This is a genomic window from Paludisphaera borealis (assembly GCF_001956985.1).
In the GTDB taxonomy this organism is placed as follows: domain Bacteria; phylum Planctomycetota; class Planctomycetia; order Isosphaerales; family Isosphaeraceae; genus Paludisphaera; species Paludisphaera borealis.
Map to the genome: position 1 here is coordinate 3883011 of NZ_CP019082.1, position 22121 is coordinate 3905131.

General features: G+C 67.9%; 19 protein-coding genes. 7 read left to right on the plus strand and 12 right to left on the minus strand.

Features of this window, described 5'->3' with window-relative positions:
* Window positions 1–71: 71 nt before the first annotated feature.
* The 4 genes from BSF38_RS15105 to BSF38_RS15120 all read left to right on the plus strand — a co-directional run bounded on the left by BSF38_RS15105 (window position 72) and on the right by BSF38_RS15120 (window position 2746).
* Window positions 72–500 (plus strand): YciI family protein, encoded by a 429-nt coding sequence (locus BSF38_RS15105; RefSeq protein ID WP_076346930.1) that lies wholly within the window; start codon window positions 72–74, stop codon window positions 498–500.
* A gap of 61 nt (window positions 501–561) precedes the next feature.
* Window positions 562–990, plus strand: coding sequence for a YciI family protein (locus tag BSF38_RS15110; RefSeq protein ID WP_076346932.1), 429 nt, complete (start codon window positions 562–564; stop codon window positions 988–990).
* Between the two features lie 73 nt (window positions 991–1063).
* Window positions 1064–1429, plus strand: coding sequence for a YciI family protein (locus BSF38_RS15115; protein ID WP_168189382.1), 366 nt, complete (start codon window positions 1064–1066; stop codon window positions 1427–1429).
* Between the two features lie 54 nt (window positions 1430–1483).
* Window positions 1484–2746, plus strand: a complete 1263-nt coding sequence (locus tag BSF38_RS15120; protein WP_076346936.1) for an RNA polymerase sigma factor — start codon at window positions 1484–1486, stop codon at window positions 2744–2746.
* Here BSF38_RS15120 and BSF38_RS15125 read toward each other — a convergent pair.
* The 10 genes from BSF38_RS15125 to BSF38_RS15170 all read right to left on the minus strand — a co-directional run bounded on the left by BSF38_RS15125 (window position 2743) and on the right by BSF38_RS15170 (window position 13973).
* A complete protein-coding gene (locus BSF38_RS15125) occupies window positions 2743–3039 on the minus strand; it encodes a MoaD/ThiS family protein (protein WP_076346938.1) in 297 nt (98 codons plus the stop codon). The genes BSF38_RS15120 and BSF38_RS15125 overlap by 4 nt on opposite strands.
* Window positions 3036–4151 carry a WD40/YVTN/BNR-like repeat-containing protein gene (locus tag BSF38_RS15130; protein WP_076346940.1) on the minus strand — a complete coding sequence of 372 codons (1116 nt, stop codon included), beginning with the start codon at window positions 4149–4151 and terminating at the stop codon, window positions 3036–3038. The genes BSF38_RS15125 and BSF38_RS15130 overlap by 4 nt, the downstream gene beginning before the upstream one ends.
* Before the next feature lie 1662 nt (window positions 4152–5813).
* On the minus strand, window positions 5814–6392 hold the full coding sequence (locus BSF38_RS15135; RefSeq protein ID WP_076346942.1) for a hypothetical protein: 579 nt from the start codon (window positions 6390–6392) through the stop codon (window positions 5814–5816).
* 411 nt (window positions 6393–6803) lie between these two features.
* Window positions 6804–8072, minus strand: coding sequence for a formylglycine-generating enzyme family protein (locus BSF38_RS15140; protein ID WP_168189383.1), 1269 nt, complete (start codon window positions 8070–8072; stop codon window positions 6804–6806).
* A gap of 168 nt (window positions 8073–8240) precedes the next feature.
* Window positions 8241–9257, minus strand: coding sequence for a cytochrome d ubiquinol oxidase subunit II (locus tag BSF38_RS15145; protein WP_076346946.1), 1017 nt, complete (start codon window positions 9255–9257; stop codon window positions 8241–8243).
* Window positions 9254–10585 carry a cytochrome ubiquinol oxidase subunit I gene (locus tag BSF38_RS15150; RefSeq protein WP_076346948.1) on the minus strand — a complete coding sequence of 444 codons (1332 nt, stop codon included), beginning with the start codon at window positions 10583–10585 and terminating at the stop codon, window positions 9254–9256. The genes BSF38_RS15145 and BSF38_RS15150 overlap by 4 nt, the downstream gene beginning before the upstream one ends.
* 21 nt (window positions 10586–10606) lie before the next feature.
* Window positions 10607–11479 (minus strand): uroporphyrinogen-III synthase, encoded by an 873-nt coding sequence (locus BSF38_RS15155; protein WP_076346950.1) that lies wholly within the window; start codon window positions 11477–11479, stop codon window positions 10607–10609.
* Window positions 11480–11492: 13 nt separating this feature from the next.
* Window positions 11493–13280: a SufS family cysteine desulfurase gene (locus BSF38_RS15160; protein ID WP_083712959.1), complete on the minus strand. Its 1788-nt coding sequence runs from the start codon at window positions 13278–13280 to the stop codon at window positions 11493–11495.
* A 36-nt stretch (window positions 13281–13316) separates the two neighbouring features.
* Window positions 13317–13511 carry a hypothetical protein gene (locus BSF38_RS15165; protein WP_145952146.1) on the minus strand — a complete coding sequence of 65 codons (195 nt, stop codon included), beginning with the start codon at window positions 13509–13511 and terminating at the stop codon, window positions 13317–13319.
* Window positions 13512–13598: 87 nt separating this feature from the next.
* The gene (locus BSF38_RS15170; protein ID WP_076350931.1) at window positions 13599–13973 is read right to left on the minus strand and encodes a DUF983 domain-containing protein; all 375 of its coding nucleotides are present in this window, start codon (window positions 13971–13973) and stop codon (window positions 13599–13601) included.
* Window positions 13974–14386: 413 nt separating this feature from the next.
* On the opposite strand from BSF38_RS15170, the gene BSF38_RS15175 reads away from it, so the two are divergent.
* Complete coding sequence (locus BSF38_RS15175) at window positions 14387–15964, plus strand: sigma-54-dependent Fis family transcriptional regulator (RefSeq protein WP_076346954.1); 1578 nt, start codon at window positions 14387–14389, stop codon at window positions 15962–15964.
* A 263-nt stretch (window positions 15965–16227) separates the two neighbouring features.
* On the plus strand, window positions 16228–18972 hold the full coding sequence (locus BSF38_RS15180) for a bifunctional acetate--CoA ligase family protein/GNAT family N-acetyltransferase (protein WP_076346956.1): 2745 nt from the start codon (window positions 16228–16230) through the stop codon (window positions 18970–18972).
* Between the two features lie 30 nt (window positions 18973–19002).
* On the opposite strand, the gene BSF38_RS15185 is transcribed toward BSF38_RS15180, so the two are convergent.
* Complete coding sequence (locus BSF38_RS15185) at window positions 19003–20019, minus strand: PEP-CTERM sorting domain-containing protein (RefSeq protein WP_076346958.1); 1017 nt, start codon at window positions 20017–20019, stop codon at window positions 19003–19005.
* 323 nt (window positions 20020–20342) lie between these two features.
* Between BSF38_RS15185 and BSF38_RS15190 the strand changes: the two genes are divergently transcribed.
* Window positions 20343–21368 carry a hypothetical protein gene (locus BSF38_RS15190; protein ID WP_145952147.1) on the plus strand — a complete coding sequence of 342 codons (1026 nt, stop codon included), beginning with the start codon at window positions 20343–20345 and terminating at the stop codon, window positions 21366–21368.
* 61 nt (window positions 21369–21429) lie between these two features.
* Here the strand turns inward: BSF38_RS15190 and BSF38_RS15195 are convergent, their stop codons facing one another.
* Window positions 21430–22107 (minus strand): alpha/beta hydrolase family protein, encoded by a 678-nt coding sequence (locus BSF38_RS15195; RefSeq protein ID WP_076346962.1) that lies wholly within the window; start codon window positions 22105–22107, stop codon window positions 21430–21432.
* Window positions 22108–22121 lie beyond the last annotated feature (14 nt).

Here is a 22121-nt window from a genome sequence, read left to right on the forward strand (position 1 = left end):
CGCCGCTCCTCGTTCGACGTGATGGTAGAGCAGCCGGTCGAACCGGGCGAAAACGAGAAGGAGCCACGACGATGCGATTCATGATGCTGATGATTCCCAAGGGGTACGAGTCGGCCGCGCCGGGCGCGATGCCGCCCGCCGAGAAGGTCGCGACGATGATGAAGTACAACGAGTCGCTCCAGAAGGCCGGCGTTCTGCTGGCGCTCAACGGCCTCCATCCGCCGTCGATGGGGACGCGGGTCTCGTTCGCCGGGGGCAAGCCCAAGGCGACCGACGGACCGTTCAGCGAGGCGAAGGAGGTCGTCGGCGGCTACTGGATGATCCAGGTGAAGTCGAAGGAGGAAGCCGTCGAATGGGCCTCGCGCTGCCCCGCCTCGGACAACGAAGTGATCGAGGTTCGCCAGGTCCGGGAGTTCTCGGACTTCCCCGCCGAATTCCAAGACGCCGTGGCCGGACTCCCCGAGATGCAGGCGCGGGCGGGTCAGGGCGGGGGGGCGTAACAGGATCAGGCGCGGGCGATTCCATCAGCATTTTCTGACATCCCGAAACGGAGACGATACGATGCGATTCATGGTGATCATCAAGGCCAACAAGGACACGGAAGCGGGCGTCATGCCGAGCGAGCAGCTCCTGACCGAGATGGGCAAGTTCAACGAAGAGCTGGTGAACGCCGGCGTGATGCTCGCGGGCGATGGGCTCCACCCGAGTTCGAAAGGCGCCCGCGTCAAGTTCTCGGGCGACAAGACGACCGTGATCGACGGCCCGTTCACCGAGACCAAGGAGCTGATCGCCGGCTTCTGGATGTGGAACGTGAAGTCGAAGGAAGAGGCGATCGAGTGGGTCAGGCGCTGTCCGAACCCCACCGGCGAGGAGTCCGAGATCGAGATCCGCCAGGTGTTCGAGGCGTCGGACTTCGGCGACGAGTTCACCCCCGAGCTGCGCGAGCAAGAGGACCGCATTCGCGCCAAGGCGGCCCAGCAGAACTCGTAGCGAGATCGACTCGGAATCCTCGTGGCTCACAACCAACATCCAATCATTAATAGGTAATGCGACGATGCGAATCATGGGACTGCTCAAGGCCGACAAACACTCCGAAGCGGGCGCTCCTCCGAGCATGGAGATGATGCAGCGGATGGGGACGTTCGTCGAGGAGATCACCAAGGCCGGCGTGATGCTCTCGACAGACGGGCTCACGCCGACCTCGAAGGGGAAGCGCGTCCGGCTTTCGGACGGCAAGGTCACCGTGACCGACGGGCCGTTCACCGAGTCGAAGGAGCTGATCGCCTCCTACGCGCTGTTCCAGGTCAAGACGATGGACGAAGCGGTCAAGTGGACCACGCGGTTCCTCGAAGTGCTGGGCGAAGGCGAATGCGAGCTGCGCCCGCTGTTCGAGGCGTCGGACTTCTCGCCCGAGGAGACGAAGCGGTGATTGCGGTGAGCCTCGGGTCGAGCGAGGGGGCGGAAGCCGGTAGAATGGTCCGCCATGACGGCTTCCGACATCCATCGCACGATCGACGCGGTCTGGAGGATCGAATCGGCCCGGCTCATCGCCGGCCTGGCGCGGATCGTCCGCGACGTCGGCGTCGCCGAGGACCTGGCGCACGACGCCCTCGTCGCCGCGCTCCAGCAATGGCCCGAGTCGGGCGTCCCGAACAACCCGGGCGCCTGGCTCATGGCCGCGGCGAAGCACCGGGCGATCGACCATGTGCGGCGGAACAAGCTGCTCGAACGCAAACATGAAGAAATCGGCCGAAGTCTGACGTCCCAACCCGATGACGCCGTCGCGGATCTCGACGCGGCCCTCGACGACGACGTCGGCGACGACCTGCTGCGGCTGATCTTCACGGCCTGCCACCCGGTCCTCTCGACCGAGGCGCGGCTGGCCCTCACGCTCCGCCTGCTCGGGGGTCTGACGACCGACGAGATCGCGCGGGCGTTCCTCGTCTCGGAGCCGACGATCGCCCAGCGGATCGTCCGGGCCAAGCGGACCCTCGCCGACAAGGGGGTCCCCTTCGAGGTCCCCCGGGGCGCCGAGCTGGCCGACCGCCTGGCGTCGGTTCTCGAGGCCGTCTACCTCGTCTTCAACGAGGGCTACACGGCGACGGCCGGCGACGACTGGATGCGGCCGGCGCTCTGCGAGGAGGCCCTGCGGCTCGGTCGCATCCTCGCCGGGCTGGTCCCAGACGAGCCCGAGGTCCACGGCCTGGTCGCGCTCATGGAGATCCAGGCGTCGCGGTCGAGGGCCCGGGTGGGACCGTCGGGCGAGCCGATCCTGCTGCTCGACCAGAACCGCGCCCGCTGGGATCAGCTCCTGATCCGTCGCGGCCTCGACGCCCTCGCGCGGGCCGAGGGGCTCGGCGATCTCGGCCCCTACGCGCTCCAGGCGTCGATCGCCGCCTGCCACGCCCGGGCCCTCGTCGCCGAGGACACCGACTGGGCCAGGATCGCGGGCCTCTACGCGGATCTGGCCCGACTGACGCCGTCGCCCGTCGTCGAGCTGAACCGGGCCGTGGCGGTCGCGATGGCCTTCGGGCCGCGGGCCGGCCTCGATCTCGTCGACGCCCTGGCCTCGGAGCCGTCGCTCCGGGACTACCACCTGCTGCCGACCGTCCGCGGCGACTTCCTCGCCAAGCTCGGCCGCTTCGCCGAAGCCCGCCCGGAGTTCGAGCGAGCGGCCGGGCTCACCCGCAACGCCCGCGAGCGGGCGCTGCTGCTTGACCGAGCCAGGGCCTGCGAGGACGGCTAACCGCCGGCCATGGCGCCGACGACCAGGAACGGCTCGGCCCCGGACGCAACGGCCTGGGGCAGGGGGGCGTCGGGCGGCTCGTGGGACAGGTCCTCCTCGCATGCGAAGAACCTCACGAATGGACGACGCCGATGCGTAACGTGATCGCGGATCGTCCCGCGCAGGACCGGGTGGACGGCTTCGAGCGCGTCGAGGACCGAGCCTTGCGTGGCCGGCCCCTCGACGTCCAGCACCACCTCGCCGGCGACTCGCGCAAGCGTCCGCAGATGGGTCGGCAGCACCACGCGGATCATGACAGCGCCTGGACCTCCACGGAGAGGACGGCCGGGAGGTCGCGGACGATCGGCGCCCAGCCGTCGCCGGAATCGGCCGACGCGTAGACCTGCCCGCCGGTGGTGCCGAAGTAGACGCCGCACGGGTCGAGCGAGTCGACGGCCATGGCGTTCCGCAGGACGTTCACGTAGCAGTCGCTCTGCGGCAGGCCCTTCGTGAGCGGCTCCCATTCGTTCCCGCCGGTCCGGCTCCGGTAGACGCGGAGCTTGCCGTCGAGCGGGAAGTGCTCGGAGTCGCTCTTGATCGGCACGACGTAGATCGTCTCGGGCTCATGTGCGTGGACGTCGATCGGAAACCCGAAGTCGGTCGGCAGGTTGCCGCTGACCTCGCGCCACGAGTCGCCGGCGTCGTCGCTGCGCATCACGTCCCAGTGCTTCTGCATGAACAACACGTCTGGACGCGACGGATGCATCGCAATCCGGTGGACGCAGTGGCCGACCTCGGCGTTCGGATTCGGGATGCCCTGCGACTTGAGGCCGCGGTTGATCGGCCGCCACGACTTGCCGCCGTCGTCGGTCCGGAACGCCCCGGCGGCCGAGATGGCGATGAAGATCCGATCGGGGTTGGTCGGGTCCAGGAGGATCGTGTGCAGGCACATCCCCCCCGCGCCCGGCTGCCACGACGGGCCCGACTCATGCTCGCGCAGGCCGGGGAGTTCGTGCCAGCTCGCCCCGCCGTCCGTCGACCGGAACAGGGCGGCGTCCTCCGCGCCGGCGTAGACGAGGTCGGGGTCGGTCCGCGACGGTTCGAGATGCCAGATCCGCTTGAATTCCCAGGGGTGCTGCGTGCCGTCGTACCACTGGTGCGTGCCGGGGACGCCGTCGTAGGCGAACCCATTGCCCACCGGCTCCCACGACGCGCCGCCGTCGTCCGAGCGCTGGATCATCTGACCGAACCAACCGCTCGACTGCGACGCGTACAGCCGGTTCGGATCGAGAGGCGAGCCCTTGAGGTGGTAAACCTCCCAGCCCGCAAAATGAGGACCGCTGACATCCCACTTCTCGCGCTTGCCGTCCGACGTCAAAACGAACGCGCCCTTGCGCGTGCCGACCAGTACTCGCACCCCGCTCATTCCGCGCTCCTTCTCGTCAAGGCTTGGACCTGGCTGTCGTCGTGGTCCGTTTGGGCGACCGCCCTCCTCGGCAAAGGTATCAGGCGTACACCATACAATCGGATCAAAGCAGGTCAAGCGCAAACTGTCCCGGCCGTCGCCCCAGCGCGCGAAATTGGGTTCGTTTGGATCCCTCAGGCCCCCGGTCGTGCGTCGCAACATGTTGATCTGAAGCGTTTTGCACGCCCCATCGCAATTGGCTCCGTTCGCGCGGAAAACCGCCTCACCTTCCGCTCTCACACGACCGCCGACGTGGGTTCCGGGTCCGGGCCCCAATTGGGTCCGTTCGCGCGGAAAACGCCCCGACGCCTCGCTCTCGGCTCCCGATCCTCTCCCCGCGCGGATTGGGTCCGTTCGCGCGGAGAACGGCCCTCTCTCGTCCCGCCGCCCTTCCCGAGCCCCCCACATCGGGAGTGAAACCGCCCCGCGGCGATTTCGGTTCGTTCGCGCCGGACTCCTCGAGAACCACCCAGAACATGAGACACAACATGATTCAAATCAATGCCTTGCATCGAACCAACGAGCCTAGGAATTGGCTTCGTTCGCCCACAATCCCGGTGGTCGAGGCCCCGCGTCCGCTCCCGACTTCACCCGCGCCGTCCTCGCCATTCGCCGACCGGAGGATTGGGTCCGTTCGCGCGCTTTTCGACGATTCCCAAGGCGACCAAGGAATCTCTCCGCCCGGCTTGCGCACCTGCCGCCAAATTGCCAAAGACCCTACAACCCGCTAGTTCTCCATTCTAAATATACGACATGCGACGCCTGGTCTGAAAAGCGGCCGTGCGGGCCTCGGACGTTCGACGGAATCACCCATAGGGGTCCGTCCACGAACGCAATTCACCTATGAGTTGCGCACACCCAGCGTGGCCGGAAAACCGTATCGCCGTAGGGGCGCCCCTTGTGGGCGCCCGAATCGCGGAGATCGCCGTGGCTGCCGATCCGGATCGGGCACCCACAAGGGGCGCCCCTACGTGAGCATCGCGAACGAATCGCGCGCCAACTCGCAGTATGGAGTCGAAACGCGGGGTCGAAGAAATTCATGAACTCACCACGGAGGACGCGGAGCGGAAGGGGAGAGGATTCGAGCGCAGATCCATGGAATTGAGTTCCCCCCCTCGTTTTCTCCGTGTCCCCCGTGGTGAATTTCTTCGATCCGACTTGTCACCACGGAGGACGCGGAGCGGAAGGGGAGAGGATTCGAGCGCAGATCCATGGAATTGAGTTCCCCCCCTCGTTTTCTCCGTGTCCCCCGTGGTGAATTTCTTCGATCCGACTTGTCACCACGGAGGACGCGGAGCGGAAGGGGAGAGGATTCGAGCGCAGATCCATGGAATTGAGTTCCCCCCCTCGTTTTCTCCGTGTCCCCCGTGGTGAATTTCCTCGATCCGACTTGTCACCACGGAGGACGCGGAGCGGAAGGGGAGAGGATTCGAGCGCAGATCCATGGAATTGAGTTCTCCCCCTCGTTTTCTCCGTGTCCCCCGTGGTGAATTTCTTCGATCCAATACAGAGGTGGGCCGGAATTCCGAAGTATAGCCGGGGTCTGAGACGGAGCGCCGTCGCCCTCGCCCGGCGAACTTGAGCGACGCTGCGGGCGAGGGCGTTCAGGTGGTCGGGCGATCGTCAACGCACCGGCGGATTGAGGTTCAGCTTGATCGTCAGCGTCCCGCCAATCGCGCTGTTGGCACCGGTCGACTTGGCCTGGACGGTGTCCGGGCCGAAGATCACCGTCGCGGTTCCGATGCGGCGAAAGTTCTTATAGGCGCCGGTGCCGCTCACGACGGAGGCCGACAGGTTGAGGGTTGCGCCGGGCACCTGGCCGTTCCCGCCCAGACCGTTCAACTGTAAAGTGACCGTCCCTCTCGCGTTGGACAATTTCACCGTGCCGGTGACGTCGTTGCCGGGCATCCGGAACCCGCCGAGCTGGAGCGAGCCCGACAACTGGGTGCGGCCCAGGTCCTTGACCTGGCCCGTGCCGGTCAGTTTGACATCCAGGGGGGCGTCCGCCGCGCGCATGTCCTGCCCCGCGGAATACCGTCCCTGGAGGGTGTTCGTCTGCTGATGCTGGCCCTTCGCGGCAAGGAGGGTGGAGACCTCCGCCGGATTGCCCACGCCGACGCCCGGCGTCGCCGTAAGGCTCAGCAAGAGCTTCGATTCGAGAAGGCTTGCATCAGGGCGGAAGGCGTATCGTTTTCGGTGCATGAGAAAGGTTCCATCGGCCTTTGATCGGTGAACGGCTTCGGTCTTGCTGCTCGTCGGCGCGGCACGGCTTCCTTTCAATCGAAACAGCCCGCCACATCGCGACACGCGTCCCGCTTCCTCTGAAAATAGCCCGTGGAACCGATCGGGGAGCGAAATGGAAGGAAGCCCGAAGCGCCAGCGAGTGAATCGATTCCAACGGTCGTTCGGACATTCACTCGCTGGCGCTTCGGGCTTCCCTGAAAATTCCGGTCCGTGGTTTGCCGTAGGGCGCCCCTTGTGGGTGCCCGATCGCCGAGCGTGAGCCGTCGACGTAGAACGAACCGGGCGCCCACAAGGGGCGCCCCTACCGGCCCCGGTCGTGACGCCATGCGAAAAGCCCCCATTTTCATGAGGCTGGGGGTCCCCACGGCGTCATGATGGTTTCCGCTGATCACTCTTGCTCGGCCCGGCCTCGACGACGATCCGGAAGATCGGGGAGCCTCCTTCCCAGATCGTCCCGTTCTGGGTCGCGGCGCCGTGGATGTTCGGCCGCCTGTGGTCGTAATGCGGCCCGCCTCGGGTCTTGTGCAAAAGCCCGGTGGCGTCTCGATGGACTTGCGGGTCGTTCGCGGCCGGCCCTTTCGGGTCCACTTGCTTCGTCCGGACGTTGTCGGACTTGTAGTCGCCGGTGACGTGCCAGCCGCCGCAAAGCATGTCGTACAGGCCCCAGGCGTTGGGCTGCTTGCTCCGGACCGGCGTGGAGTCGGGCTTGCTCCCCGTCTCGCTGAGCTGGTCCTTGTACTTCTCGGTCAGGCAGGGGTTGGACGTGCCGACCCGGGCCGCGTATTCCCACTCGGCGTCGGTCGGCAGCCGGACCGACACGCCGTTCTCCCGCGACAGGAGACGGCAGAATTCGAGGATGTCCGCGAAGGCCGCGCCCTCGACCGGGAGCCGCGCGCCCTTGCTGAGCGACGGGTTCTTGCCCATCACGGCCTCGAAGATCTCCTGGGTGACGGGAATCTCCGACATGTAGAAGGGCCGGGTCAAGACCACCTCGTGGGGGTATTCGTCCTGATAGCGCCGTTGATAGAACGGGGAGCCCTGGAGGAACCGGCCGGCGGGCAGGAGGAAGCAGTTCAACGTCAGGCCGCCGCGCGTCTTGAGGACGAGCGGTTCACCGCCACGCGGGGCGAAGGGGCGATCGGCGGCGCGCATCTTCGCCGGGAAGGCGACCTCGGCCGGCTCATACCGGGTGAGGGTGATCCACTTCTTCCCGCCTGACTCATGGATCGACCCGGTGAGGGCCAGCAGTTGCGAGCCGGCCTCGACGTCCTTGTGGATCTTCTCCGCGAGCCGGCCGGGCGAGATGTAGTACTTCAGGTGCTTTCCGAATTCATCCTGAATCTTCAGCGCGTCCTCGACGCCCAGGCCTCGGTCCGGATATTCCTTCATGATCTCTTGGAGCCGCTCGGCGATCGCGGGAGTGCCCTCCAGGGCGTAGACGATGGGCGTGTGATCGCCGTCTCCGGGGTCCCAGGCCCACGGCTTGAGGTCCGTGGCCCGATTACAAAGCACGTTGCCCTTGATGGTCACGTCGCCTCGCGGCCCCGGCGGCTCGTCTCCGCCCGAGGAGCGGGCAACCGCCGGCGCCAGCGCCACGATCATCACCGTCAGGATGCCGATTCGTCGTCGCCGTAACATATCGAGCCCTCTTCGGTCGGGGTCGGAGGTCTGCAAGGCAAGCGACCGCAGGATCAGCTCCATTGTGGATGCAATGGTTTCGGAACGCTATACGGCGAGTCGTTCGAACGTCGGCCGAGCGGATCACCCCCGCCTGATCGATCTCAGACGTGCATGCGAAGGCGGTCGTCAGTCGGTCGTCGTGAAGGTGTGAGCCTTGAAGATCCGGAACAGGTAGACGAGCGAGGGGATGAGGACGAAGGCGCCGGCGGCCAGGGCGGAGAGCAGCAAGATGAGGGTCCGCCGCGAGGCGGCGGCGTTGTAGATCGTCAGCTCGGGCGGGACGAGGTAGGGGTAAAGAGCCAGCCCGCATCCCCAGAGGATCAGGGCCGTCTGAACCATCGCGGCCCCGCGCGCGACGTGGTACCGGCGCGTCGTCAGAGCCAGCAGGGCGAGGATCGCGCAGGCCCCGGTGGCGATGCGGACGGGACGGCCCCACGGGGAGGCGTCGAGCTGGCTGAAGACGAGCGGGGCCTGCGTCCGGGCCAGCAGGTAGACCAGCCAGGCCAGGGCGCCCACGACGACCGCCGAGGCCAGCGCCCGGCGGCGGAAGTCGTCGCGAAGCTCGGGGTCGTCCGTCTCCAGGATCAGGTAGACGGCCGCCAAGTAGGCGAAGATCGCCAAGGCGAACAGGCCCACGGTCAGCGGGAAAGTCCCCAGCCAACGGGGCGCGAGCAGGTCGACGACCTCGCCGGGGCGGGGTGCCGCCTCGCCCGCCGCCAGGGCGCCGATCACGATCCCGAGCAGCACCGGGGTCGCCACGCTGGGGGCTGCGAACGCCCGGCCCCAGCGCCGGCGGCGCGGCGCGGAGGCGTCGTAGTGGCGGAACGTGAACGCCGAGCCCCGCAGGACGATCCCGATCAGCATCAACGAGAGGGGTAGGTGCATCGTGGACGTCACGGCGGCGTACGCGGCGGGGAAGGCCGAGAACAGGAGCACGACGACCAGGATCAGCCAGACGTGGTTGGCCTCCCAGACCGGGCCGATCGCCCGGTCGATCAGCTCGCGCTGGGCTTCTTTCCGCCGGCCGGTGGCGAGCAGATACCAGACCCCCGCGCCGTAGTCGGCCCCGCCAAGCAGCGCGTAGACGATCAGCGAGACCAGCATCGCCACGGCGACGATCGTCGCGAGGGCCGCGTCGCTCATTTCCCACCCCCGACCTTTCCGCCGGCCTCGCGCACTTCCGGACTCGCCCGGAAAAGCTGAAGCATGAGCATCACCACGATCCCGCCGAGCATGATGTACAGGGCCGAATAGGTCAGCAGCGAGACCCAGAGCCCGCGAACGTCGGTGACGGAGTCGGCCGTGCGCATCACCCCCTGGATGACCCAGGGCTGGCGGCCGACCTCGGTGACGACCCAGCCGGCCTCGACGGCGAGCATGCCCAGCGGGCTCGCCGCGACCACGACCCGGAGGAAGCCGTCGCTGTCAGGGACCGCCCGCCGCCGCCAGGCCGACCAACCGGCCCAGAGGGCGACCGCCATCATCGCCATGCCGCAGCCGACCATGACCTGGAACGCGACGTGGACGACCCGGACGTTCGGGCGATCCTCGGGCGCGAAGTCGTTGAGGCCCAAGACCTCGGCGTCGGGACGGCCGTAGGCCAGGATGCTCAGGCCCGCGGGGATCTCCAGGGCGTACCGCGTCTCGCCGGCCGCCGGGTCGGGAAACCCGCCGATCCGCAGCGGCGCCCGCCGCTCGGTGCGGAACTGCCCCTCCATCGCCGCCAGCTTCACCGGCTGGGTCCGCGCCACGACTTCGGCCGCGTAATGGCCGGTCGCGGGTTGAATGATCGCCGCCACGCCCCCGACGGCCAGGGCGATCGCCAGCGCGCGGCGATGGAACAGGTTCGAACGGTCGCGCCGCAGCAGGAAGGCGTGGACACCGGCGACCGCGAACCCGGCGGCCGCGTACGCCGCGATCGTCATGTGGAGCGTCTCCGCCAGGGCGGCGGGGCTCATCATCGCGGCGATCGGGTCGACGTCCACAGGACGGCCGTCCACGACCCGGAAGCCCACGGGCGTGTTCATCCAGGCGTTGGTCATCACCACGAAAATCGCCGAAGCCGCCCCGCTCGCCGCCACCATCACCCCCGCGAACCAATGCGCGAGCGGCGGGATGCGGTCCCAGCCGTAGAGGTAAATCCCCAGGAAGATCGCCTCGGTGAAGAACGCGAACCCCTCGAGTGCGAACGGCAGCCCGATGATCGATCCGGCGAAGGCCATGAACCGGGGCCAGAGCAGGCCCAGCTCGAACGACAGGACCGTGCCCGAGACGGCGCCCACCGCGAACAGGATCGCCGAGCCCTTCGCCCACCGCCTCGCCAGCAGCCGATAAACCGGCTCGCCCGTGCGGAGCCAGAGCGCCTCGGCGATCACCATCATGAAGGGCAGGGCGATCCCGATGACGGCGAAGACGATATGGAACGCCAGCGACGTCTCCATCTGAATGCGCGCGGCCATGAGTTCTGACATCGGAGGCGTCTCGTTTCGCGTTTATTCGCTCGGCCGCGACTCCGCGGCCTTGCCGACCCCACGCCAGCCGGCGGCGACGGCCGCGACCAGGGGGCCCATCTTGGGATGCTCGGGCTCGACGTCGACCGGCAAACCGTGGGCTCGAAGGCATTCCGACGTGGTCGGGCCGATCGAGCCGACCACGGCGCGCGAAGCCAGCGCCGAGCGGAGGTCGGCTTCGCGCCCGTCGTCGGCCGCGACCTGGAGCACGTGCACGACCTGCTGGGCCGACGTGAACAGCACGGCCCCGATCGCGCCGTCGCAGATCTCGGCGATCGCCCGACGAACCGGTCCGAGATCTTCCGGCAGGGCCCAACGATAGACCGGCAGCGACGTGACGATCGCCCCGCGCTGTTGGAGCCCGTCCATCAGCTCGACGCTCGGCTGGCCGTATTCCTGGACAACCACCCGCTTGCCCTCGACCGGCAGGTGGGCGTCGAGGACGGCGAGGGTCTCGCGCCAGGTGTTGGGCTCGGGAACTTGGAGGTCGATGCGGACCTTCAGCTCGCGCAACGCCGAGGCCGGCTTGGGCCCTCGGGCGACCACCTGCACGCCGGCCAGGGCGGCCAGCCAGGCGTCGCGGCTGATCCGCGACTCGATCGCCCCGGCGAGATAGCGGACGCCGACGCCGGTCTCGAACACGACCACGTCGAAGCCGCCGGCGAGCAGGCGGTCGGTGAAATCATCGATCACCGGGTTGCCCCCCAGCGGGACTTCACGGAGCGCCGGCGCCTCGACCGGCTGGCCTCCCTGCTTGCGGATCAGGCCCGCCAACGGCCCCGCCATCCGCGCCTCGAAGGCGGCCACGCGGAGGCCGGCGAACGTGTTGGAGTCGTTTGCATTGACTTTCGACATATAATGATCAGCCTCAAGCGGACGAAACGTCGGTCGCGAACGCGCGGAGCCGCTTGATCATCTCGGCCAGGCCGTTCCGCCGGCCGGTCGTCAGGTTCGAGGCGAGGCCGGCCTTGTCGAGGAAGCCCGCGAGGTCGAACGCGAGGACGTCGGCCGCGCGATGGCCGGAGAACAGCTCTTGCAGCAGGGCGAGCAGGCCGGCGACCAATTCGCTGTCGCTGTCGGCCAGGAACTCGACCGTGTCGCGCGTGTCCGGCCTGACGCGGGCGGCGAGGTGCACGATGCTCTGGCAGCCGCGCACCCGGTTGGCCTCGGTCCGCAACACGTCGGGGAGCGCCGGCGCCTTGCGGCCCAGCTCGATCAGGAACTCGTACCGCTCGGCCCAGTCGCCCAGGCCGTTGAACTCGTCGAGCAGCGACGCGGCGGCGGTCTCAATGGTGGGTGCCGACGGCCCCGGGTAATCGGCGGCGGTCTCGTCGTTGTGATCCGTGCTTCGACGCCCGGCTTCGGCCTCACCCACGATCGACCGGACGGCGGCGGCGAGCCGCTCGACGTCGGCGGCGTCGTTGTAGATCGCGAACGAGGCGCGGACGGTCCCCGAGACGCCGAGCCGGCCCATCAGCGGCTGGCAGCAGTGGTTCCCGGCGCGGACGGCGATCCCTTCCGCATCGAGCCGAGCCGACACGTCGAGGGGCGACATCGGCGGGTCGTCGACGGCGAACGAGACCACCCCGGCCCGGTGCCCCGGCTCGCCCACGAGCCGCACGCCGGGGATCTCCGAGAGCCGGCGGACGGCCAGATCCAGCAGCGTCGCCTCGTGGTCGGCGGCGGCGCGACGGCCGACGCCTTCGAGGAACTCCAAAGCCGCCGCCAGCCCGACCGCGCCGGAGACGTTCGGGGTCCCCGCCTCGAACCGGTAGGGGGGGCCGCTGAACGTCGTCGCGTCGAAGCCGACGGTGTCGACCATGTCGCCGCCGTGCTGCCAGGGAGGCATCGACTCCAGCACGTCGAGCCGGCCGTAAAGCACGCCGATGCCCATCGGCCCGTACACCTTGTGGCCGGAGAAGACGTAGAAGTCGCAGCCCAGCTCCTGGACGTCGATCGGCACGTGCGGCGCGGCCTGCGCGCCATCGATCAGCACCGGGACGCCTCGCCGGTGGGCCGCCTCGATCACCCGCTTGATCGGGTTCACCGTCCCCAGCGCGTTCGAGACGTGAGACACGGCGACGAACTTCGTGCGCGGGGTGATCAGGCTTTCCAGGACGTCGAGCTTCAGTTCGCCCTTATCGGTGATCGGCGCGACGACGAGCCGGGCGCCCTGCTCGCGACAAAGCTGCTGCCAGGGGACGAGGTTGGCGTGATGCTCCATCTCGGTGACGAGCACTTCATCGCCGGGGCCGACGTGCTGACGGCCGAACGTCTGGGCCACGAGGTTGATCGCCTCGGTCGCGCCTCGGACGAAGACGATCTCCTCGGTCCGCCGGGCGTTGAGGAACCGCCGGGCCGTCTCGCGCGCCTTCTCATAAGCCGCCGTGGCCCGGTCGCTGAGGGCGTGCGCGCCGCGGTGGACGTTGGCGTTGTCGGCCTCGTAGTAGCGGACCAGGGCGTCGATCACCGCGCGCGGCTTCTGCGTGCTCGCGGCGTTGTCCAGATAGACCAGCGGCTTGCCGTTGACGTTCTGACGGAGGGCCGGGAAAAGAGCCCGGACCGGGGCGGGGGTCGTCGTCGGTCCTCCCGGGTCGAGGTGGGAACCGCTCAACACCGGGGCCGCCTGCCCGACGGCGGCGCTGACGATGGTCATCTCTTGCTCCTGCAATCCAATGGGACGCCGGTCGAGTTACTGGATTCTGTGCCTTCCATCCTCGCTCAGATCGGTCGAAATATCGAGAGAGGATCGCCCGACGCCGGCCGTCGGCGTCCCCGGACGGGCCGGCCGCAGCTCGCTGAACCCCCGGCCGCGAAGCCACCAGACGACGAGGAAGGTCATCAAGAAGAAGCAGCCCAACAAGAAAACCTGGATGACGAATCCCACGATCTCCATCCTTCCTGAGACGCGAAAGGCTTATGTCGCCTTGATGAAACCTGGAACAAGACAAGCAATCACGCCCGCGCGTCCCGCTCAATCCCCCGCGCCCTCGGGGTCGAAATAGCGGTCGAAGTGGATGAACAGGACTCGCGAGTAGCGGAACACGGCCGGGACGAGCGGCAGGGTGACGATCCACACAGCCGCCAGGATCCAGTGGAGCGGCCACGAGCGGACGACCAGAAGCTTCCCGAGCAGCACCCCGGCCGCGATCAGTGGGATGCCCAGAGCGTAGCTGAAGTACATCGCCCCGGTGAAGTAGCCGGGACCGCGCTCGAACTTCACGCCGCAGACCGGGCAGCGCTCGTTCATCCGGAACCCGCCCTCGAAGACGCGGCCCTCGCCGCACTCCGAGCATTGCTGCCGGAAGATCGCCCCGGGCCGGAAGCAGTGACTCCGCGCCATGCTCATCGCGTGTTCCACCTCTCGAATCGAAAAAGGCCGTCGTTCGTTGCGATGAACCTACAAACGCACGTCCCGGGCCACGCCGAGCCAAAGCGGCAATATCATGCCGCCACACGGTTTACGTTCAACCCTACTACGACCGACGCTCACGAAAGTTCGCGACCATCACGAAACCCCGTGAATCAGCGACGAAATCTCGTAGAATGGGCATGGAGATACGTGACGAACCATACGCCCGCCACGGATTCCGAGCCCTCGAAATACAAGCCCGAAGCGCCAGCGAGTGCATGAATTTGCGTTTGCTGATTCAGCACGCTGGCTGGGAATGCACTCGCTGGCGCTTCGGGCTTGTATTCGGCCCCTCCGGCCGACCGTGAGCCCCATTTTCAGCCGCTCAGCGTGACGAGAGGGGAAACGCCATGCAACCGCTTCGACGGCTCTTGCTCGACATGGCGCAGGAGCGTTCGGTGGACGCCTTGCTGGGTCTGATCGTCGATCGGCTGGCGGCGGTCGCCGACGCGGCGTTGGCCCGGATCTGGCTGCTGGAGCCGGGCGACATCTGCCGCGTCTGCCCGATGGCCGACGTCTGTCCCGACCACGCGGCCTGCCTGCACCTGGTCGCGAGCGCGGGGCGGTCGCACCAGCAGGGGAAGGATTGGTCGGGGCTCGGCGGTCGGTTCCGGCGGTTCCCGTTGGGCGTGCACAAGGTCGGGTTGATCGCGTCGCGGGCCGAGGCGATCGAGGTGCCCGACCTCCAGGCCGACGCGACCTGGCTGGCCGATCCCGACTGGGCGCGTCGCGAGCGGATACGGGGGTTCGCCGGTCAGCCGCTGTTGCACCGGGGGCGGGTGCTGGGGGTCCTCGGGGTGTTCTTGCGGACCCGGCTGGACGGCGAGATGCTCGTCTGGCTGCGGATGATCGCCGACCACGCCGCGGCGGCCATCGCCAACGCTCGCGCCTTCGAGGAGATCGAGCGGCTGCGCGCCCGGTTCGAGCTGGAGAACGTCTATCTGCGCGACGAGGTCAAGGCGGCCTACGCGTTCGGCGACGTCGTCGGCGCCAGCCCCGCGCTGGGGGCCGTTCTCGAACAGGTGGATCTGGTCGGCCCGACCGAGGCCAACGTGCTGATCCTGGGCGAGTCGGGCGTGGGCAAGGAGCTGATCGCCCGGGCCGTCCACGACCGGAGCCGGCGCCGCGACGGGCCGATGATCAAGGTAAACTGCGCCTCGGTGCCGCGCGACCTGTTCGAGAGCGAGTTCTTCGGCCACGCCAAGGGCGCCTTCACCGGGGCGGTGCGCGACCGGGTCGGCCGGTTCGAGCTGGCCGGCGGCGGCACGCTGTTCCTCGACGAGGTCGCCGAGATCCCGATGGACCAGCAAGGCAAGCTGCTGCGGGTGATCCAGGAACGGACGTTCGAGCGGGTCGGCGAGGACCGCTCGCGCGCGGCCGACGTCCGGGTCGTCGCCGCGACCAATCGCGACCTGAAGGCGGAAGTAGACGCGGGGAGGTTCCGGCCGGACCTCTATTATCGGCTGGGCGTGTTCCCGATCGTCGTCCCTCCGCTCCGCGACCGCCCGGAAGACGTGCCGCTTCTAGCCGCGCACTTCCTGCGACAGAGCGGCCGGCGGCTGGGCGTCCCCGAGCGTCGATTGGGCGAGCGCGACGTCGTGAAACTGACGACCTATCCGTGGCCGGGGAACGTCCGGGAGCTTCAGAACGTGATCGAGCGGGCGGTCATCACGTCGCGTTCGGGGACGCTGCAAATCGATCTTCCCGCGCCTCCGGCCCGCGTCCCGTCGCGGCCCGAGGCTTCCGCCCGGCGCGACTTGCTCACCCAGGCCGAGTTTCAGGAGCTGGAGCGCGCGAACCTTCGCGAAGCCCTGCGCCGGGCCGGCGGTAAGATCTCGGGCGCCGGCGGGGCCGCCGCGCTGCTCGGCGTCAAACCGACGACGCTGACGTCGCGACTCAAGGCGATGGGAATCGAGCGCCCCGACTGAAGCCCCTCGACACGACGCGGCCGAAGGGGGACACTCAACGCAACGGCGAGGTATTGCGAGGGCTCGGAATACGTCTCGGACGCTCCCTGGAGCGCAATACAAGCCCGAAGCGCCAGCGAGTGCATTCCCAGTCCGCGTGCTGAATCAGCAAATGCAAAATCATGCACTCGCTGGCGCTTCGGGCTTGTATTGCGAGGGCGTCGACCGCGTCGACTGCGTCAACAACATCGACACTTACAACTAATCCACACAATTTATTCATCATGAATCGTTCAACCGCGACCGACTGGGAAAACGAGGGAGGCGCGTCGGGCGAACGGCCGCTGGATGCGATCTTCGCGCCGAGGACGGTGGCGGTGATCGGGGCGACCGAGAAGGCGGGGAGCGTCGGCCGGTCGGTGCTCTGGAATCTGATCAGCAGCCCGTTCGGCGGCACGGTCCATCCGGTGAACCCCAACCGTCGCAACGTGCTGGGGATCAAGGCGTACAAGGACGTCGCCGCCGTGCCCGACGCGGTCGACCTTGCGGTGATCGCGGTCCCGGCGGCGACGGTCCCGGGCGTGATCCGCGAATGCGTCGACGCCGGGGTGAAAGGGGCGATCATCCTCTCGGCCGGGTTTCGCGAGACCGGGCCGGAAGGGGCGAAGCTGGAACAGCAGGTGGTCGAACAGGCGGCCCGGGGGCGGATGCGGATCGTCGGCCCCAACTGCATGGGCGTGATGCGGCCGCACAGCGGCTTGAACGCGACGTTCGCCCCGCGAGCGGCCCGGCCCGGCAACGTCGGCTACATCAGCCAGAGCGGCGCGCTCGACATGGCGGTCCTCGACTGGAGCCGCAAGGAGAACGTCGGCTTCAGCGCCTTCATCTCCGTCGGCTCGATGCTCGACGTCGGCTGGGGCGACCTGATCGACTACCTCGGCGACGATCCGCACACCAAGTCGATCGTGATCTACATGGAGTCGATCGGCGACGCGCGGGCGTTCCTGTCGGCCTCCCGCGAGGTGGCGTTGACCAAGCCGATCATCGTCCTGAAGGCGGGCCGGGCCGAGGCGTCGGCCCGCGCGGCGGCGTCGCACACGGGGACCCTGACCGGCAGCGACGAGGTTCTGGACGCGGCGTTCCGGCGCGTGGGGGTGCTCCGGGTCGACTCGATCGCCGAGGTCTTCGACATGGCCGACGTGCTCTCGAAGCAGCCCCGCCCGCGCGGGCCCCGGCTGGCGATCGTCACCAACGCCGGCGGCCCGGGCGTGCTCGCGGCCGACGCCCTGCTCGAACACCGCGGCGAACTCGCCGAGTTGTCGCCCGAATCGACGGCCGCCCTGAACGCCCTGCTGCCCGAAGCCTGGAGCCGCGCCAACCCGGTCGACGTCCTGGGCGACGCCGACGCCCAGCGGTTCGGCCGGACGATTGAAGTCCTCGCCGAAGACCCCGGCGTCGACGGCCTGCTGGCGATCCTGACGCCGCAGGCGACGACCGACCCGACGGCCACGGCCCATGAGGTGAGGCGGCACGCCAAGATCCTCGGCAAGCCGCTGCTGGCCGTCTGGATGGGTGGCGAGTCGATCGAGGAGGGGACGAAGATCCTCACCGAGGCGGGCGTTCCGACCTATCTCAACCCCGGCACGGCCGCTCATGTGTTCACGCTAATGTGGAAGTCGTCGTACAACCTTCAGGGCCTTTACGAGACGCCCCGGACGCCGGTCGACGACGCGACGGGGGGCTTCGCGGCCGCCCGCGAGCAGGCCGAGGCGGTCGTCGCCGAGGCCCGCCGCGAGGGGCGGACGATCCTCACCGAGGCCGAGTCGAAGCGGCTGCTGGCGTTCTACGAGATTCCGACCGTGCCGACCACGGTGGTCCAGACCGCCGACGAGGCGGCGGCCCTGGCCGAGTCGATCGGCTTCCCCGTCGCGGTGAAGCTCAATTCGACGACCGTCACCCACAAGAGCGACGTCGGCGGCGTCCGGCTCAACCTGTTCGACGCCGACGCCGTCCGGGGCGCGTTCCGGGCGATCGAAAAGTCGGTCGCCGAGCACGTCGGGCCCGAGGCCTTCCAGGGGGTCGGCGTCCAGCCGATGATCCAGCCCGAGGGCTGCGAGATCCTCCTGGGAAGCAGCCTCGACCCCGAGTTCGGCCCGGTGATCCTCTTCGGCGCCGGCGGTCGGCACGTCGAGGTCGTCGCCGACCGCGCGCTCGCCCTGCCGCCGCTCAACACCACGCTGGCGCGGCGGATGATGGAGCAGACCCGGATCTACACCGCCCTCAAGGGGATTCGCGGCCAGCGACCCGTCGACCTCGCCGCGCTCGAACGGCTGCTCGTACGGTTCAGCAACCTCGTCGTCGAACAGCGCTGGATCAAGGAGATCGACGTCAACCCGCTGTTCGCCTCGCCCGATCGGATGATCGTGCTCGACGCCCGGGTGATCGTCCACGGCCCCGAGGTCCTGGCCGACGACCTCCCCCGGACGGCCATCCGCCCCTATCCGTCGCAATACGCGTCGCCCTGGACGTCGACGCGAGGCGAGCACGTCATGATCCGCCCGATCCGTCCTGAGGACGAGCCGCTCATGGTCGCGTTCCACGCCACGCTCTCGGAGCGGTCGGTCTCGTTCCGCTATTTCCATGCGATGAAGTACAGCGCGCGCGTCGCCCACGAGCGGCTGACGCGGATCTGCTTCAACGATTACGACCGCGAGACGGCGCTCGTCGCCGACTACAGAGACCCGGAGACGGGCGAGCGGAAGATCCTCGGCGTGGGCCGGCTGAGCAAGGTCCGAGGGGGGAGCGAGGCCGAGTTCGCCCTTCTGGTCAGCGACCAGTTCCAGGGCCGCGGCCTCGGCACCGAGCTGCTTCACCGCGTGATCCAGGTCGGCCGCGACGAGCATCTCGCCCGGATCGTCGGCGACGTCCTGCCCGAGAACGTCGAGATGCTCCGCGTCTGCGAGAAGCTCGGCTTCCGCCTCACCCGCCAGCTCGACGAACCCGTGGTCCGGGCCGAACTGGCGCTGTGAATGGGGGGCCGGCGAGGCCCCCTCGAACCATTACCGCGTGCGGCGGGAACGCGCGGCGGCCAGGATCGTCGCAACGCCGACGCCCAGCATGGCGAACGAGGCGGGTTCGGGCACGGCGGAGGCGGCGGGGCCGAACTGCGTCACGAACATCCGCGGGCCGGCGTCCGATGAGAACGAGCCGAGCGAGTTCAGGTCCTTGTCGAGGAAGATCGGCGTCTGGGTCCGGCTGCCGACCAGCAGGCGGCCGTCGGCGCCCAGGAACAAGTCGTCGGCGTAGGTGAAGGTCTTGGCCCCCAGCAGCGCCCCGGTGGCGTAGTCGATCTTCATGACCTGAAAGTAATGGCTGGAATCGCTCAGCATCGACGCGTAGAGGACGCCGGTGCTCGCGTCGTATTCGAGGCCTCGCAGGTCGACGAACCGGTAGGGGTTCGCCCCGTTTTCGGCCTGAGTGAGATCGCGCACCACGTGGCCCGAGCCGTCGAGCTCGTAGATGTCGTACGCCGAGGCCACCAGCATATGCCCGTTGGCCAGGGTCTTGACGTCGAAAACCCCGTAATTCGACGTGGGGAAGACGAGGTTTCCCGACCCAGGGCTCCCCTCGGTAAATTCCAGCAGGCCGCCGCCGGCGCCGACGAAAAAGTGTCCGGAGGAATCGAAGGAGATCTTGCCGTAGGAGATATTGTTCATATTCGAACCCGGGCCGTCGTACGTGTAGCTTTCCTTGAGGGCTCCGGTGCTGTCGAAGGCCAGGACGCCCACCTGGTTCACGAGGTTGAAGTTGGCGTCCTGGTGCAACTGGTCCTGGACCACGTAGAGGAGGCCGTCGGGTCCGAAGCCGAGGCCGCGCGTGCTGCCGTAGATCGACGTCGCGGGCATCGCGATCGAACCGAGGTACGCGCCGGTCGAATCATAACGGGCGACGGCGTTCTCGTCGTGCAGCTCGTTGTACGTCGCGTAGATGTCGCCGATCGTGAAGCCCGCGCGCGTGTCCGCCGATGCGACGCAGCAGCAGGCGGCCGCCACGGCGCAGATCAGAAATCGCTTCATGGGTGTTGTTTCCCGCCGAACCGAGAAGTGTTGATTGTTAATTCAACCGCGAGCCGTCACGAATGCCTCGCCTCACGGTTCCTCGCAACATAGCGACCCGTCGCGATTCCTACAAGAATCAGATCCTAATGTTCTTTAAGATTTCACACGGAAGTTTTCATAATGGCGACGATGTTGATCAAAGGCATCAGCCGGCGAGAACCTCGGCGGTCGCAGCATGGGTGGACTCGGGGTTCGTCTGGTCGAAGCGGCCGGAGGGTGATACAACGCCGCAGCGGCGACGGCGGTTCGTCCCTTCCCCTCCAACGGCGGACTCAGCGGACATGGCGCATCGATTCTGTCGACTCGTGGTGGTCTTCGCGATCGCGGCGGTTCCCTGCAAGGCGAAGGCCGCGACCGAGATCCGGCTCGAAAAGGACTTCCTCGCCGGCGTGGTCGAGAAGCTGCCGCCAAGCCCGTTCGAGAAGGCGGGGCAGTATCGCGGGTCGGTGCATTCATACCGGCTGGCGGGGTTCGACCCCAAGCGCCGCAGCCTGCTGGCGGCGTTCACGGCTGAGGGGGAGTTCCAGCCCCCGGCGTCGGGACCGATCTCCGAGCGTGTCAGTCGGTCGAAGGATCACACCGACGGCTGGCGGAAGTTCCGGTTCGAGATCAAGGCGAGCGTGAACGTCGAGGCCGGCATGGACGGCTCGCCGAGGTTCAAGGTCGACGTCGACGAGGTCAAGCGGACCGAGCTGGAAGGGGTCGCCGGCCTGCTCGCGAAGCTGCTGGGCAAGCGGTTCGACGAGATCGCCACGCAGGTCGTCGACGGCAAGGCGGCGGCGGTCAACCAGCAGCTCAACGCCGAGATCATGAAGCGAGCCGCCGCGTTCAAGGACTACGGCGTGTTTTGCGGCATCGACTACGCCGTCGACTCCGTCGTCCTCCGCTTCGACCTGACGCGGCTGAAGCGCGAGGGCTTCGTCGGCTACGTCTTCCCCGAGCCCCGGCCGGGCGCCTCGGCCTTGCACCGGTGGGTCGACATGCGGACCGGCGCCCATCGCTACACGCTGTCGCCGAGTCTGGAAAGCCCCGGCCGCTACATCAGCGACGGGATCGCCGGCTACGTGCCCGACGCCTCCGACCCCGCCGCGAAACCGCTCTACGCCTTTCGCGGCCGCATTGACAACTTCTACACCCCCGACCCCCAGCACGAAATGATCCGCCCCCGACTCTTCCGGGCCGAAGGCGTCGCCTTCAACGTCCTCGCCGAACCCAAGGACGGCGCCGTCCCGTTCTACCGGTTCTTCGACGAGCGCCGGGGCCTCCACTTCTACACCGTCCACCCCCACGCCGAGTTCGCGAAGTAATCGAGGAAGCCCCATCGGCGATCGGTCTGGAGAGCAAAGGCCCCCGCCTGACGCCCCGAAGTCAATTCAATTTCGACGCCCACTCCCGCACGACGCGAGCCATCTCGACGAACACGTCCTCGTCGCTCGCGCGGGAGCGCTTCAGCACCTTGTAGCCGTGGTCGGCGGTATCCACCGCGTGCAGCGTCGCCAGTTTTCCGAGCTTCTTGCAGACGGGTTTCAAGAGGTCCAGATCGGCCAGCTCGTCGCGCGTGCCGCTGAGGAACAGCATGGGGACGGCGACCGACGCGAGATGGTCGGCCCGCTTCGTCTCCGGCTTGCCGGGTTGATGCAAGGGGAACGAGAAGAAGACCAGACCGCGCACGCCCTCGAGCGGGGATTCCGACGCAGCCGTCGAGGTCATGCGCCCGCCGAACGAATGGCCGCCCGCCAGCAGTGGTAAGTCGGGCGCAGCCTCGCGGGCCGCCGCGACCGCCGCGCGCACGGTCGCCGTGCACACCGCCTGTGAGTCGCGACCCTTGCCATTTTCCGAATAGGGGAAGTTGTACCGCAAGCTCGCGACGCCCGCCTCGGCCAGCCGATCGGCGATCGACTGCATCGTGGCGTGCCACATGTTCGTGCTCGCCCCGTGGCCGAGGACGAGCAAGTGACTCGCACTTTCGGGCCGGACCAGCAACGCGGAGACTTCGCCCTTCTCCGGCGTGGCGAGGAATTTGAACTCACGGGCTTCGCGAGACACGGCGGAATGCTCCT

Coding starts and splice junctions, on each gene's coding strand:
- BSF38_RS15145 (WP_076346946.1), bottom strand. CDS start 9,257: ATGAGCGACGCGGCCCTCGCGACGATCGTCGCCGTGGCGATGCTGGTC.
- BSF38_RS15125 (WP_076346938.1), bottom strand. CDS start 3,039: ATGATCCGCGTGGTGCTGCCGACCCATCTGCGGACGCTTGCGCGAGTC.
- BSF38_RS15115 (WP_168189382.1), top strand. CDS start 1,064: ATGGGACTGCTCAAGGCCGACAAACACTCCGAAGCGGGCGCTCCTCCG.
- BSF38_RS15135 (WP_076346942.1), bottom strand. CDS start 6,392: ATGCACCGAAAACGATACGCCTTCCGCCCTGATGCAAGCCTTCTCGAA.
- BSF38_RS15190 (WP_145952147.1), top strand. CDS start 20,343: ATGGCGCATCGATTCTGTCGACTCGTGGTGGTCTTCGCGATCGCGGCG.
- BSF38_RS15140 (WP_168189383.1), bottom strand. CDS start 8,072: ATGTTACGGCGACGACGAATCGGCATCCTGACGGTGATGATCGTGGCG.
- BSF38_RS15130 (WP_076346940.1), bottom strand. CDS start 4,151: ATGAGCGGGGTGCGAGTACTGGTCGGCACGCGCAAGGGCGCGTTCGTT.
- BSF38_RS15120 (WP_076346936.1), top strand. CDS start 1,484: ATGACGGCTTCCGACATCCATCGCACGATCGACGCGGTCTGGAGGATC.
- BSF38_RS15170 (WP_076350931.1), bottom strand. CDS start 13,973: ATGAGCATGGCGCGGAGTCACTGCTTCCGGCCCGGGGCGATCTTCCGG.
- BSF38_RS15155 (WP_076346950.1), bottom strand. CDS start 11,479: ATGTCGAAAGTCAATGCAAACGACTCCAACACGTTCGCCGGCCTCCGC.
- BSF38_RS15150 (WP_076346948.1), bottom strand. CDS start 10,585: ATGTCAGAACTCATGGCCGCGCGCATTCAGATGGAGACGTCGCTGGCG.
- BSF38_RS15110 (WP_076346932.1), top strand. CDS start 562: ATGCGATTCATGGTGATCATCAAGGCCAACAAGGACACGGAAGCGGGC.
- BSF38_RS15175 (WP_076346954.1), top strand. CDS start 14,387: ATGCAACCGCTTCGACGGCTCTTGCTCGACATGGCGCAGGAGCGTTCG.
- BSF38_RS15105 (WP_076346930.1), top strand. CDS start 72: ATGCGATTCATGATGCTGATGATTCCCAAGGGGTACGAGTCGGCCGCG.
- BSF38_RS15160 (WP_083712959.1), bottom strand. CDS start 13,280: ATGACCATCGTCAGCGCCGCCGTCGGGCAGGCGGCCCCGGTGTTGAGC.
- BSF38_RS15185 (WP_076346958.1), bottom strand. CDS start 20,019: ATGAAGCGATTTCTGATCTGCGCCGTGGCGGCCGCCTGCTGCTGCGTC.
- BSF38_RS15180 (WP_076346956.1), top strand. CDS start 16,228: ATGAATCGTTCAACCGCGACCGACTGGGAAAACGAGGGAGGCGCGTCG.